Raw genomic sequence first — 14,036 nt, 5'->3', positions numbered from 1 at the left:
GACCTCCCCTAGAAAATGCCTGCCCGCGGGCCATGATCAGCCCTGATGATCCGGGTTCCGCTGCCAGGGCCCCAGATTGTGCGCATCCATGCCTTTGCCCCGCAGGTAGGCCGTCGCCTGTCCGCTGCGAGCGCCACTGCGACAGACCAGCAGCACCGGCACATCCTGGGGCAGTTCCCCGAAGTGGTCCGCCAGTTCATGAAGCGGGACCAGGATCGAATTGGCAGCGTGGCCCTGGTCCCATTCCTCCTGGGTCCGCACATCCACCACCACAGCCCCCGCGGCGATCATGCGGCGGGCCTCTTCCGGATCCAGGAAACTGAACATCGCATCCTCCAGACTTCAGGATAATCAGGTGCCCTGGGGATGGCTTCTGGTCTAGCTCCAGAATCCAGAAAAGGGCCCTGGATCGAAGGGCGCAGGCCGGGCCGCGCGCCGTGCGGACAGGCCCCCTGGGGTCCGGGCTGCCTCCTCCAGGATCGCGTGGGCCCCCGCGTAGAGCGCGCACCAGAGCGCTGCGCGGACCTCCGGGGCCCCGAGCTGCGCGAGAGGCAACCGGACCTCGGTTTCGTGGTCCCAGCCCAGGTTCCGGTTCATCCGTTGAAGCCCTAGCATCATCGCGGCGTGATCCAGCTTTCCGGAAACCAGGGTGCTTCCGTCCATGTCATGTTCCCGCTGGTGGTAGGGGCCCCGCCCGCCTTCATCATTGAACCTAGGACCTCCCAGGATGTCCGGGTCCACGATCGCCCCAGCGGCGTCCCACCGCAAACCGCAACAGGCGGCGGCCACCTCGGAAACCCAATCCCAGGCTGTTCCGGTCGCGCAGAAAATGGCCGTTCCAGCCGGACGCATGTCCGTCAGCAGACCCATGGCCACACCTTCCACCCGGTTGCGGAACTGGCTGTAGCTCAAGCGGCCCCAGGAAGGCGAGGTGAAGGCCGGCCGCTCCTGCAGCCTCGCGGCGCGCTGGATCAGGAGTCTCCGCAGGTTGTCGGCCATCTCCCCTCCGAGCGCGGCACCGCCCCATTTTGAACCACGTTGTCAGGCCTCGGCGGCCAGCGCGCCCACGTAGAAGGTCGGGCAGACCTTCATCACGGCGCGGATGTCCGGCACCTTGCGGATCCGGCTGAATCCCGCCGCCAACAGGGCTTTCTCCCAGGCCTCGGGCGTGAGGAAACCGCTGCAGGGGCGCAGCTCCGGGTCCAGTTCCACCTCCGTGAACCCCTTCATGAATTTGAAAAAGAACTCGTTGTAGATGGGCCGCGCGAGGTCCGGCTTCATGCATTCGCCGATGACCAGGCGGCCACCGGGTTTCAGCATGCTCCGCAGCCGGCGCAGCACCGCCTGGAGGTCCACCGCCACATGCAGCACATTGACGCCGACGATCACGTCGAACAGGCCGTCGCCGGAATTCTGGCCCTCGAAGGGCTTGTTGATGTCGAAGGCTCCGAACGTGAACGGCAGGCCCGGGGCCTTCTCGCGCAGGTCCCGCTGGGCCTTGCGCAGGAAAGCCGGCGCGATGTCCGTGAACCGGTATTCGGCGATCCGGTCCAGATACCCGGCCTCGGCGCCGTCGCGCGCCAGCAATTGCGCGAAGGAGCCCACGCCGCCGCCCAGTTCCAGCACCCGGGCGCCGGGCGGAAGGCCTTCCCGGAACGCGATCAGCGTGAACAGGTTGTTGGGGTAATAGTTGAGGTTCTCGTTGCGGAAGAAGGAGAGCCAAAGCGGAAAGACGGTCAGGTCGAACAGCAATTGCTCGCCGGATTTCCCTTCGGTGAAGTAGGGCTTCACCTGCCGCAGCACCGCGTCCAGCAGTTCGAAGTTGGCGCCGTGGCCCGGCGCCTCGGTTTCCGTGAAGGCCCGGATTCCGGCGAGATCCAGCTCGGGTTCGCCCTCCAGGAAGTACCGGCCGCCGTCCTGGCGCAGCAGGCCTTCTTCGGCCAGGAACGGCAGCATCCATTCCGCCGCGTTCCTCGACTGGGGCGCGAACCCTTCGATCAGTTCGTCGAGGGTGGCGCCTTGGCGGAGCCTCGATTCCCAGCCCAACGACAAGGCCAGGGCCAGCACCAGCCGGGACGTGTACAGCTCTGTCGCGAGATGCAGCGCCAGGAAGGGCCGGGTGAAAAAGACCGAGGCCTGGGCCTTGGCCCGTTCCCCCAGACCCATGTCCGGCGGGCTGTCGAGGCGGCGCAGTCGCTCCTGGATCAGCTGCATCAGTCCATCATCTCGCTGATGCTGCGGCCGCCGTGGATGCGGAGGATGGCATCGCCGAACATGGCTGCGGTGGAGAGGACCTTCAGATTCTTGAGGGCGGCGGCCTTGGCCTCGGGAATGGGGATGGTGTCCGTCACCACCAGCGCGTCGAGGTCCGCGTCGTTCAGCCGGTCGATGGCGGCGCCGCTGAAGACCGCGTGGGTCACGCCCACGCTGACCTTCCGCACGCCGAACTGGCGGAGCATCTTGGCGGCCTCGAAAATGGAGCCGCCGGTGGCGATCTCATCGTCGTAGATGATCGCGTCCTTGCCGTTCACATCGCCGATGAGGGCCACGCTCTGCGCCTTCTCGCTGTCGTCGGAACGGCGCTTGTCGATCAGGGCCAGGGGAAGGCCGAGCCGTTTGGCGAAATGGCCCGCGAATTTGGCCGCGCCCGCATCCGTGGCGACCACGACGCTGTTCGAAATGTCCGTGCGGCGGAAATGCTGCGCCTGGATCGGGGTGGCGAAAATCTGGTCCGCGGGGATATGGAAGAAGCCAAGGATCTGCGGGGCATGGAGGGTCATGGTGAGCACCCGGTCCGCCCCGGCCATCTTCAGCAGATCCGCCATGAGCCGGGCTGTGATGGAGATGCGGGCTTCATCCTTCTTGTCCGAGCGGGCGTAGGGATAGTACGGCAGCACCGCCGTGATCCGGGCCGCCGAAGCGAACTTCAAGGCGTCCAGCAGGATGAGCATCTCCAGCAAGTTGTCGCTGACCGGCGGGCAGCTCGTCTGGATTACGAAGACGTCGGCTTCCCGGACGTTTTCGTCGATCTTCACTTTGATGTTTTCGTTGGAGAAGCGCGTGAACTTGACCTTCCCCAGCGGCATGCCGATGTGCGCGGCGATTCCGCTGGCCAAAGCCTGGTGGCTTGTCCCCGAAAAGACCTTCATCTCCCCGATCATGAATCCCCCGGCGCCTAGAGTGATTGGGTCAGTGTAGCGTGGCAATCGCCGGATCACCCCCGGGAACCCCTTCATTCTTCGCCGCAGGAAGGAGATGCGGACCCCGCGGAGGCTTCATCTTTGGGGAGTCCAGGGCCCGTGAGATAGTGAAAGTTTCTCGAATCGAAGATCGGGGAGGCGCTTTGAAAATGCACTTCAGGAATCTTGTCCCGGCCCTGCTTCCGGCCATGGCCTGCTTCGCCGCCGCCGGAGGGGATCTCAGGCTGCCGCTCCAGAAGCGGGTGCTGCAGAACGGGCTCACGGTCTTTCTGGTGGAACGGCACCAGGCTCCGGTGTTTTCGGCCCGCATCGCCTTTCGCGTGGGCGGCGTCGATGAAGCCGCGGGACAGACGGGGACGGCCCATCTGCTTGAACACATGCTGTTCAAGGGGACCCGCACTGTCGGGTTGAAAAATCCCGCAGAGGCCCAGAGCGAGAGCCTCCTGCTCGAGGCGGAAGACAGCCTCTGTGCCTCCATCACCGCCGAGCAGGACCGCCTGGAAGCGGCCTCCGCCGCCTCGGTCTATGCCACGGGCAAGCCGCTCCCCGCGGACAGCGGCAAACTCAAGTCCCTTCGGGAGGAATTCGCCAAGGTCCAGGCGAAGCACGCGGCCATGCTGCAGCCCAACGCCTTCAGCGCCCTCTTCCAGGAGGCCGGGGCGAACGGCCTCAACGCCGGCACGAGCAATGATTTCACCTTTTACCAGGTGGACCTTCCCAGGAACCGCTTCGAGTTCTGGGCCCGCATGGAATCCGAGCGCATGAACGCGCCGGTGCTCCGCGAGTTCTACACCGAACGGGAGGTCGTGAAGGAGGAGCGCCGGATGCGCACCGAGGACAGCCCGGAGGGCCGCTTGAGGGAGCTGTTCCTGGGCCAGGCCTTCCTGGCCCATCCCTACGGGCGCCCCGTGGTCGGCTGGCCATCGGATCTCTATGCGCTGAAGCGGACCGAGGTCCAGGACTTCTACCGCCGCTACTATGCGCCCAACCGGGCCGCCATCGTGCTGGTCGGGGATCTGACCTGGGATGAGATCAATCCAACGGTGGACGCCTATTTCGGCCAGCTCAAGCGCCAGCCGGACCCGGCTCCCGTGCGGACCGTGGAACCTGCCCAGTCCGGCGACCGCCGGACCTCCATGGATGCCGAGGCCACGCCCGTCTTCATGGCCGGGTGGCACATCCCCGCCATGAGCCATCCGGATTCCCCGGCCCTGGCCGTCCTCGCGGACCTGCTCTCCAAAGGCCGCAGCAGCCGTCTCTACAAACGGGCGGTGGTGGAGCTCTCCATCGCCTCCGACTTCCAGGTGAGCATCGGCGAACCCGGCTCCAGGTATCCAAACCTGCTGGTGGCGACGGGCACCGTCAAAGGCGATGCTTCGCCCGGCCTGCTGGGCGCCGTCCTCATGGAGGAGATCGAAGCCATCAAGCAGCAGGGCCCCGCCAAGGCAGACCTAGAGCGCCTAGCGGTCCTGCGGGAGATGGACCAGGTCCGCCGCATGGAGGATCCCGGCCGTCTCGCTACGGATCTGGCGGTGACGTGGGCCGTCGCCGGTGACGAGCAGGCTTTTTTGGCCGATCTGGACCGCTATCGCAGCGTCACGGCCGCCGATGTCCAAAGGGTCGCCAAAGCCTATCTGGTGGACCCCAACCGCACCACCGCGGTGCTGTTGCGCCCGAAAGCCGCCGAAGGGGACCGCGCCCTGGACGGCGAGATCGAGGCCACCCTCACGAAGCTCGTGGAACTGACCAACCCTGCGATGAAGCCCTCGGACGTGGTGGACAGCCAGATGGGGATGATCCGGGCCAAGCCGCGGGACCAGCGCCTGGAGGTGCTCGAAGCGCTGAAGAAACAACTCGCCGAGGCTCAAAAGACCGCGCCGAAACCCGCGGCCCCCGCCGAATCCAAGCCTGATGGAAAGCCATGAGATGACGATGATGACTGCGCCAACCCCCAACCGTTCATGGACTGCCGGAGCGCTGCGCATGTGGCCGCTCGCGGCGCTGCTCCTCGTCTCCGGCGCCTCCGCCCAGGACCGGGAAGCCGCCCACAAGGCGCAGGCCGGTCCGCGCCCCAAGGGCAGCCTCGCGCATCTGCCCGAACCCAGGAGCCTCATCACCGGGAAACCGGAGATGAAAGTGCCCCAGCCCAGGCGCTTCGAGTTGCCCAATGGGCTCCGCGTCCTCTACCTGCAGGACACGGCCCTGCCGGTTTTACGCGCGACGCTGGCCTTCAGGGCCGGAAGCCTGGAGGATCCCAAGGGCAAGGAAGGCCTTGCATCCATGACCGCCAGCCTGCTGCGCAATGGCGGGACGGACCGCGCCTTCTGGTCCCAACTGGATACCCTGCTCGAATCCAAGGGCGCATCGGTGGAGTTCCGGGCCGACAAGGAATCCAGCAGGGCCAGGATCCACTGCTTCGACCGGGACGCCGCCGAAGTGCTGGACCAGCTCGCCGGAATGCTGCAGACCCCCTCGTTCTTCGCGCCCCGGGTGGAATTTGTCCGGAGCCAGATGCTCGCCGATCTCAAGCAGATCGAGGACCAGCCCATCCAGTTGGCGCTCCGTTCCTTCCAGACAACGCTCTTCGCAGGCGGCTCCTTCGGGCGTTTCCCCTCGGAAACCAGCCTAAAAAGCCTGGGGGACGAGGATCTCAAGGCCTTCGCCAAGGCCTGGTTCCGGCCCGAACAAGCCGTGCTGGCGGTTTCCAGCCCGCTGAGCGCCGAGGAAGCGCAGAAGTTGTTGGCCCGGACGCTGGGGGGCTGGGGCAAGGGTTCCAGTCCGGCCCCCGCCCGCAGCGGGCATAAGGACTGGGCCAAGCCGGGCGTCTACCTTCGGGCCAAGGCCGGCCTCACCCAAGCCACGGTGCTGGTCGGCCTGCCCTGGGTCAAAGAAGACGATGCGGATTCCGTGGCGCTCTCCGCCGCCATGCATGCGCTGGGCGAGAGCGGATTGAACAGCCGCATCTTCAATTCCGTCCGCACGCGGGAGGGACTCGCCTATGCGGCCGGGAGTTTCCACCTGCCGGCCGTCAGCACCGATGGCGCCAACATGGCCTACGCGCTCACCAAGGCAGAGAATGCGGAACGCAGCGTGCAACTGCTCAAAGCCGAGATCGAGCGATTGATCAAGGATGGCCTGACCCAGCAGGAACTGGATGCGACCAAGCGCGCCCTCGTGCAAAGCGACCTGTTCGATCAGGTCACCACCGCCGAGATCCTGGACCGGGCCGCGGAACTGGCGATCTTCGGCCGGCCCGCGGACACCTATGCCAAGCGCATGGAGAAACTGCAGGCGCTCACCCTGGCGGAGGTCCATGGCGCGGTGAAGCGCCACCTCAAGTCCGAGGAGCTGCGGATCTTCATCCTCGCCGATCCCAAGGCCGCCAGCTTGGATCGGCTGGGCAAGGCCGTGGAGGTGAAATAGCCGCCTGCGAAAGATTCCGGCCAATACCAAACAACCCGCCTTTCGGCGGGTTGTTTTTTAGTTCCGGATCCGGTGGATCAATTGGCGGTGACGCTCCCGGGCGTGATGGTGATGTTCACGGGTGCGCCGCTGCCCTGGCTCAAGACTGCCTTCCCGGATACTGCCGAGAGATTCCCGCTGGCGCCCACAGGCACATTGGACTTCAAGTCCAAGGCCACGGAAGCCAGGACGGTGGTGGCGGTGAAGGTGACTGCGGGCGAGGTGGTGCCCTTCTGGTAGACGGCCCCCTGGAGCTGATCGCCCGTGACCTTGGACTTCAGAAGCTGGACGCCCGACCCGAGCGCGAAGGCGCCGTTCCTGACGAATTCAGCATCGCTGCCGCCTACTTTGGCCCAGGTGACCTTGCTGGCATCGGCGCTGAGGTAGAACCCCACGCCGGTAGCCTGGGTTCCCGCGGGGCCCAGCAGGTTGAGCACCAGGTGGGTCGAGGTGGACAGGCTGGCGTCCTTGACCAGCGTAAAGGTGCCGCTGGTGGGATTGGCGTAGTCCAGGCGATCCGCGACGGTCTTGGGCGGAGGGGGAGGCGGCGGATTGTCTCCACCACCGCCGCTGCAGGCCAGCAGGCTGGCCAGCGCGAGTCCGGAGAGCGCCCATTTGGTTCGTGTGGTCGTGGTCATGGAATTCCTCGTGGTCATGGCGTCCCCCTCAAAAACCGGACAAGAAGATGGCGATATCAAGATCGTCCACGGTGCCGTCGCCGTTCAGGTCGGCCGCGTAGTTGCTTGTGCCGAAATAGCGGGCGAAGTAGGCCAGATCCAAGACATCGACACTGCCGCTGGCATCCTGATCCTTGGTCTTCACATTGATCGTGGCCGTCCGGGTCTGCGAGGTGTCCGCAGCGGCGGTGGCCGTGACCGTGAAGGTGCCGATGGAGGCGGGGGCGGTGAAGGTCACGGAAGTTCCCGTGCTGGCGCTCAGGGAACCGCCGGTGGTGCCCCAGTTGATGGCGCCGGTGTTGACGGTGCCGGTGAGGACCACCGTGCCGCCGGTGAGGATCGTGGCGGTGGTGGGCGATACGCTGAAGGAGGTGACAGGCGATACCACGGTCACCGTGGCGCGTCCGAATTTGCTGGGATCGGTATTGCTGGTGGCGCGGACGTGGTACACGCCCAGGGCCGCGGGAGCCGTATAGGCTCCGCCGGCGTTGATGCTGCCGCCGCCGGCCTCTTCAACGCTCCAGGTGACGCCGCTCGGCCCGCCGGTGACGGTGGCCGTGAAGGTCTGGTTCCCGAGAGGTGAAACGGTCACGGCTGCAGGAGCCACGCTCACCGTGATCGCGGCGCCGGTGGTCACCGTCACGGTCGCGAGACCGACCTTGGAGCTGTCTACAACGCTGATGGCCTGGACATGGTAGGTGCCCGGAGTGGCCGGGGCGGTGTAGAGGCCCGTGCCATCCACGGAGCCGCCGGCAGCGCCCTCGAACACGACCCAATTGACCGCGGTGTTCGGGTTGCCGGTCACGTTCGCGGTGAACTGCTGGGTGGTATTGATCTGGACCGTGGCCGCGGTGGGATCGATGGTGACCACGAGGGGACGCACAAACACATTGGCGAGGGCGAACTTGCTGTTATCGGCCTGGGCCTGGGCCTTGACCTGGTAATCGCCCTGGGTGGCCGGTGCCGTATAGACGCCGCCGGAGGTGATGGTTCCGTTCGCGGCGCCGCCCACCACGCTGTAGTTGGTGCCGCCGACGGAAGGATGTCCCGTGAAGGTGGCGCTGCCGCCAGGCTGGATATAGGCCACGGTGGGCGTGATGGTCATGGTGACCGGGTTCTGCACGGTCACGGTGGCGGTGGCGGACTTGGAAGTGTCCTCCACGCTGGTGGCCTTGACATGGAAGGTCCCGGTGCCGCTGGGGGCGGTGTACAGGCCGGTGCCGCTCACGGAGCCGCCCGCGCCTTCAACCACGGACCAAGTGACCGCCGAGGTGCTGAGGAAATTCGTCACGGTAGCCGTGAACTGTTGGGTTTCGCTGGTGGTGACCGATACTGAGGCGGGGGCGATGCCCACGACGATGGGAAGGGTCACGATGGTCACGGCCGCATCGGCGAACTTGGTGGGATCCGCAACGCTGGTGGCGCGGACCACGGCGCTGCCGGTGGCGCCCGGAGCCGTATAGAGGCCTGAGGCGTTCACGCTGCCGCCGCCGCTGAACACGGACCAGGTGACCGAGGTGTTGGTGGAACCCGTCACGGTGGCGGTGAATTGCTGCTGGGTGCTCATGGGCACGTTCACCGGCGTGGGGGTCACACCGATGGTGAGCACAGGAACGGTCACGGTGGCCGTGCCGGTGCGCGTGGGCGCGGCCGTGCTGGTGGCGGTGACGGTCACCGACTGGGCGGTGGCGGGCGGCGCGGCGGGAGCCGTGTAGAGGCCGGTCGCGGGATTGATGCTGCCCACACCGCTGATGCTCCAGGTCACCGCCGTATTGGTGATGGGCGTGACCGCGGCCGTGAAGACCTGGGTGGCGCCGGAAACGACGGTTGGAGCCGACGGGCTGACCACCACGTTCACAGAGGTGGGATCCACCACGGTGACGTTCTGCGTGGCGAAGGTGGCATTGGTGCCATCCTCCGCGGCGGTGGCGGTGATCAGGAAGGTGTTGGCCGTGGTGCCGGCGGTGAAGACCGTCGTCGGCGAGGCATTGGTGGTGCTGGTGGGGAGGAAAGCGCCGCCGCCGGCCGCGACAGTCCAGTTCACGCCCGTGTTGCTGACGAAATTCGTCACATTGGCGGTGTAGTTCTGGGTGGCGCTCTTCACGAGCGTCACCGAGGAGGCGGGAGCGGTGATCGCCACATTCAAGGCCGCGCCGGACACCAGTTCCCAGATGCCGCGGCCAAACGTGCCCGCGCGGACGAAGGAGCTGTCCGGAGCGATATAGAGATCGCGCACCGCCATCAGGGGCATGCCTTGGCCGTAGCGGGACCAGGTGGCGCCGCCGTCGGTGGAGCGGTAGACGCCGAAATCCGTGCCAGCCAGCAGGGTGTTCCCGTTCAAGGGATCGTTCTGGATGACATGGATCGGGATTCCCGTCGGGAAGCCGCCCGCATCGATGGCGGTCCAGGCGCCCGCGCCGACCTTCTTCCACAGGTGGTTGCTGGTGATGCCCGCGCCCGCGCTCGCCACGTAGACCGTGGAAGCGTTGGTGGTGTCGAACCAGATGTAGTTGAAGGTGTTGACCAGGTTGTTAGGGAAGTTGCCCGAGGTGTAGTGCGTCCAGGTGGAACCGCCATCGGTCGTGATGTCGACGGCGCCGGCATTCCGGGTGACGCCGAGGACCAGGGGATCCGTGGTGGCGGTGTTGATGTTCCGGATGCCAGTGCCGGGGCTCGTGGACAGCGCGCTCCAGGCGGTCGCGCCGTAATTGGTGGTCCTCCTCACGGTGGAGCTGGTGAAGGTGTACATGGTGTTGCCCGTGGCATCCGCCCGGCCTGGGGCCACCTTGCTGTAGAACACGCCCGTGTCGTTCTGGTTGTCAGTGGTCGTAAAGCTCAGGCCACCGTTGGTGCTTCTTTGCACGTGGGCATAGTACAGGGTGCCCATCATCAGGTTGCCGTCCGTGGCATTGACGTTGCAGCCGAAACCGTCGCCGCCGATGGGTTCATCGAAAATCCCGCTGGTGTTCAGGCCTGGGCCGGAGCCGACGCGGACGCGGGTCCCATTGTCTTGCAAACCGGCGATGACGCGGTACTTGTCGTCCGCATGGGCGGTGGAGATGGTGGAGCCGATGTTGTAGATCAGGTGGGTGGACAGGCCGTAGTTGCGGCGGGTGTCCACAAAGGTCGTGTCCAGGCTTACAGTGGGTACGGATGCCCTGAAGGGATCCCGCAGGATCGTCAGGCCGCCGTCGTTGACGACGAAGAGCGTGGGTGTCCCGGTCTTGGACCAGAAGGCGCCGTGGAAATCCGCGTGGGCGAAGGGCCGTTCACTCCCAGCATTTCCACCGTACCAATGGGTCAGTTGGGTCCAATTCGCCCCGCTGTCCGTGGAGCGATACATCGCCAGGTTGGCCGCCATAAAGACTGTGTTGGCATTGGCCGGATCGACGGTCACCATGTGGTTGTAGAAGCCCTGGCCACCGTCGCCGCTCACGGTGAATAGGTTGGTGCCGGCCTGCCACGCCCAATTGTGGCCGCTGTCCTCAGAATGAAGGACGCCCTTGGCGATGTTGCCGCTGCCGTCCTCGTAGATGCCATAGCCCTTGGTGGCGCTCGCGGCGGTCGTCGCCAAGGTGATGCGCGCCGCGGGGCTGGCGCCGGTGATACCGGCCAGCGTCCAGGTCTGGCCCGCATTGGAGGAATAATAGATGCCCGTGCCGGGACCGCCTTGGATGGAGCAGACCAGGTTCTGGGTGGAGCTGCCGAAGGCTGCGACGGACCAGGCATCCCCGCTACCGACGGTGGCCGCGTTGGTGAAGGTGGCGCCGCCATCGACGGAACGCTTCAAGCCATTATTGGTGGCCCAATAGATGACATCGCCCGTGGCGCCGGGATAGGCCGCCTGGGGGAGGACCAGGATCGCGTGGGAGCGGGTCTGGCTGCCGATGCCCGTAGCGGCGGTCCAACTGCCGCCGCCGTTGGTGCTCTTGTAGAAGCCCCGGCCTTCCGCATCGAAGGAATCGCCCATGCCCGCGTAGATGGTGTTGCCGGTGCCGTCCGCGATGCCCATGCCCAGGGCCCCGGCGGACACGTTGCCGGTGGTGCTCGTGGCGGGCAGGCCATCGGTCACGGCGGTCCAGACCCAGGCGGTGGCTCCCAGGGTGTGATCTGCATTGGTGCATTTGAAGATGCCGCCGCCGCTGGTGGCGAGGTAGATGATCTGGGCGTTGGTGGGGTGGGTCAGGACGGCCATGGGCCGGCCGCTGTCCACGTCCACGTTGTCGGTGCCGTAGCCGCCGTTGCTGTTCTGGGTGAAGGGCCCGATGTTGGTCCAGGAGACCGAATTCGGGGGCAGCGGCAGGGCGTGGGGCCCCAGCGGCGCGCCGGGAATCTGGTGGGCCCAGCGCGCGACTTCCTGCGCGGCCAAGGCGTTCCGCGCGTCCAGCTCAGCGGGGCTCGGCGCGCCGCCGAACCACATCAGATTGGCATCGCGGCGGAGATCGGGGCGGTCGAGGCCTTCCCTTTCCTGCTCCTCGCGCACCATCTTCCGCAGGGCTTTCGGGGGAGGGGCTTTTTCCTTCTGGGGCGCTGCCGAGACCTGCTCTTCCGCTTGCGCGTTGGACAGGAGCGAAGCAGGGCCGGCCGCCATCAGGGATCCGATGAGGACCCATGACAAAGTGGCGACAGAAAGCCTCTTGGGGGCGAGGAAGGACATCTGGGACTCCATGATCGAGGTGTGCACCGCAAGGCGCCAACGCCTCGCCGGTGACCTAAGTATAGATCGTTCCTGGAAATCAATTGGCCTGACAGTTTCTTAACTGGGGATCCTTTTTGCCTGCCGGGGGCGACTTTCTCCCCAGAGCGGGAAGATACCGGTCCACACCCGGAATCCAACATTGACCGGGCCTTCCATGGCGTCTATTGTCAAAGGTTTAGCCAACCTGAGCATCCGAGGCTCCGTGATCGCGCACCGCCCAGACAATCCATTGATCGTCCAAAGCGACCGGACCCTGCTCCTGGAGGTCGCCCACCCTGCCTTCGAGCAGGTGCGCGATGAGCTGGCGCGCTTCGCGGAACTGGTGAAGAGCCCCGAACACATCCACACCTACCGCATCACGCCGCTTTCTCTCTGGAATGCCTCAGCTTCGGGCGTGACGTGCGAGGAGATGCTCACGACGCTGAACATCTGGTCCAAGTATCCGGTGCCGCAGAACCTGCTGCAGGAAATCGAGGACCACGGCACGCGCTACGGCAAGCTGAAGCTGGTGAAAAAAGGTGATCGCCTGGCCCTGGAAATGGAGGACCGCAGCCTGTTCTGGGAGCTCGAAAACCAGAAATCGCTGCAAGGGATGCTGGCGGAACCCTATCCCGATGAAACCGGCGTCTTCCTGCACGAGGGCATGCGCGGCGAGGTCAAGCTGCAACTCATCCGCCTGGGCCATCCGGTGCAGGACATGGCGGGCTACAAGCCCGGCGATCCCCTGCCCTTCCAGCTTGCGGAAACGCTTCGGCAGAATGGCAAGCCCTTCGGCTTGCGGGCCTACCAGAAGGCCGCCATGGACGTCTTCCACGCGGGCGGCGGGCCCGAAGGCGGCGCGGGAGTGCTGGTGCTGCCCTGCGGCGCGGGCAAGACCGTCATCGGCATCGGCTGCATGTCCAAATTGCAGACCCACACGCTGGTGTTGACCACCAACGTCACGGCCGTGAAGCAGTGGAAACAGGAGCTGCTGGACAAGACCACGCTCACCGAGGACCAGGTGGGGCTCTACACCGGCGATACGAAGGAGATCAAGCCCGTCACCATCGCCACCTATCAGATCCTCACCTACCGGCGCAGCAAGGAGGCTCCCTTCGAGCATTTCAAGCTCTTCGAGGCCGCCAACTGGGGCCTGGTGATCTACGACGAAGTGCACATGCTCCCGGCTCCGGTGTTCCGCGCCGTGGCGGAATTGCAGGCCAAGCGGCGCCTGGGGCTCACGGCCACGCTGGTGCGCGAGGACGGGAAGGAAGAGGACGTCTTCTCCCTCATCGGCCCCAAGCGCGTGGACGTGCCCTGGAAACTGCTCGAAAAGGATGGCTTCATCGCCACGGCCCACTGCCTGGAGATCCGCATTCCGCTGCTCACGGACGAGCGCATGGAATACGCCGTGGCGGACCAACGGCAGCGGTTCCGCATCGCCTCGGAAAGCAGCTTGAAGTTCATGGTGGTGGATGAATTGCTGAAGGGCCATCCCACGGAGTCTGTGCTCATCATCGGGCAGTACCTGGATCAGCTCCGCGTCCTCGGCAAGCGTCTCAATGGCCCCGTGCTCACCGGCGCGACGCCCGAAAAGGAACGGGAAGAACTGTTCCGCAAATTCCGGAATGGCGAGCTGCGGGTGCTCATCGTCAGCAAGGTGGCCAATTTCGCCATCGATCTGCCCGACGCCTCCGTGGCCATCCAGATCAGCGGGACCTTCGGCTCACGGCAGGAAGAAGCGCAGCGCCTGGGCCGCATCCTCCGGCCCAAGGGGGACCGCAACCTCAGCTACTTCTACTCCCTGATTTCCAAGGACACCACCGAGCAGGAATTCGCCCGGAACCGCCAGCTCTTCCTCACCGAGCAGGGGTATAGATACATGATCGAAAGCCGCACCTTCGACGCCAACGGGCACCTGAGCGAACCCCGCGTCTGGCGCGAGCTGCTGGAGCAAACCGCGGGCTAGGCGATACAGTCAGTAAATGCAGCCGCGAAGGGCACGAATAAAGCATCCTG

At 65.5% G+C, this 14,036-nt stretch carries 9 protein-coding genes; 3 read left to right on the top strand and 6 right to left on the bottom strand.

What is annotated here, in order from left to right; all coding sequences use genetic code 11:
- Positions 1 to 36 precede the first annotated feature (36 nt).
- Genes IPQ13_11320 through IPQ13_11305 form a run of 4 tightly spaced genes read right to left on the bottom strand, consistent with a single transcriptional unit; the run spans position 37 to position 3,161 of the window.
- Positions 37 to 327: a rhodanese-like domain-containing protein gene (locus tag IPQ13_11320; protein MBL0211482.1), complete on the bottom strand. Its 291-nt coding sequence runs from the start codon at positions 325 to 327 to the stop codon at positions 37 to 39.
- A gap of 51 nt (positions 328 to 378) precedes the next feature.
- On the bottom strand, positions 379 to 999 hold the full coding sequence (locus IPQ13_11315) for a hypothetical protein (protein ID MBL0211481.1): 621 nt from the start codon (positions 997 to 999) through the stop codon (positions 379 to 381).
- Positions 1,000 to 1,041: 42 nt separating this feature from the next.
- Positions 1,042 to 2,214, bottom strand: coding sequence for a methyltransferase (locus IPQ13_11310; protein ID MBL0211480.1), 1,173 nt, complete (start codon positions 2,212 to 2,214; stop codon positions 1,042 to 1,044).
- Entirely contained in the window at positions 2,214 to 3,161 is a 948-nt protein-coding gene (locus IPQ13_11305; GenBank protein MBL0211479.1) for a ribose-phosphate pyrophosphokinase, read from the bottom strand. Before IPQ13_11305 ends, IPQ13_11310 begins: the two co-directional genes overlap by 1 nt.
- A 188-nt stretch (positions 3,162 to 3,349) precedes the next feature.
- On the opposite strand from IPQ13_11305, the gene IPQ13_11300 reads away from it, so the two are divergent.
- Both IPQ13_11300 and IPQ13_11295 read left to right on the top strand, forming a co-directional pair.
- A complete protein-coding gene (locus tag IPQ13_11300) occupies positions 3,350 to 5,125 on the top strand; it encodes an insulinase family protein (GenBank protein MBL0211478.1) in 1,776 nt (591 codons plus the stop codon).
- A gap of 7 nt (positions 5,126 to 5,132) precedes the next feature.
- Entirely contained in the window at positions 5,133 to 6,623 is a 1,491-nt protein-coding gene (locus IPQ13_11295; GenBank protein MBL0211477.1) for an insulinase family protein, read from the top strand.
- Between the two features lie 77 nt (positions 6,624 to 6,700).
- On the opposite strand, the gene IPQ13_11290 is transcribed toward IPQ13_11295, so the two are convergent.
- Positions 6,701 to 7,318 carry a hypothetical protein gene (locus IPQ13_11290; GenBank protein MBL0211476.1) on the bottom strand — a complete coding sequence of 206 codons (618 nt, stop codon included), beginning with the start codon at positions 7,316 to 7,318 and terminating at the stop codon, positions 6,701 to 6,703.
- 10 nt (positions 7,319 to 7,328) lie between these two features.
- A complete protein-coding gene (locus IPQ13_11285; GenBank protein ID MBL0211475.1) occupies positions 7,329 to 11,996 on the bottom strand; it encodes a hypothetical protein in 4,668 nt (1,555 codons plus the stop codon).
- Positions 11,997 to 12,192: 196 nt separating this feature from the next.
- Here IPQ13_11285 and IPQ13_11280 point away from each other — a divergent pair, with 196 nt between their 5' ends.
- Complete coding sequence (locus IPQ13_11280) at positions 12,193 to 13,986, top strand: DEAD/DEAH box helicase (protein ID MBL0211474.1); 1,794 nt, start codon at positions 12,193 to 12,195, stop codon at positions 13,984 to 13,986.
- Positions 13,987 to 14,036: the final 50 nt, after the last annotated feature.

The organism is Holophagaceae bacterium (assembly GCA_016720465.1).
In the GTDB taxonomy this organism is placed as follows: Bacteria; Acidobacteriota; Holophagae; order Holophagales; family Holophagaceae; genus JANXPB01.
Note: the sequence above shows the minus strand (reverse complement) of the source record. Positions and strands in the feature narration are given on the sequence as shown.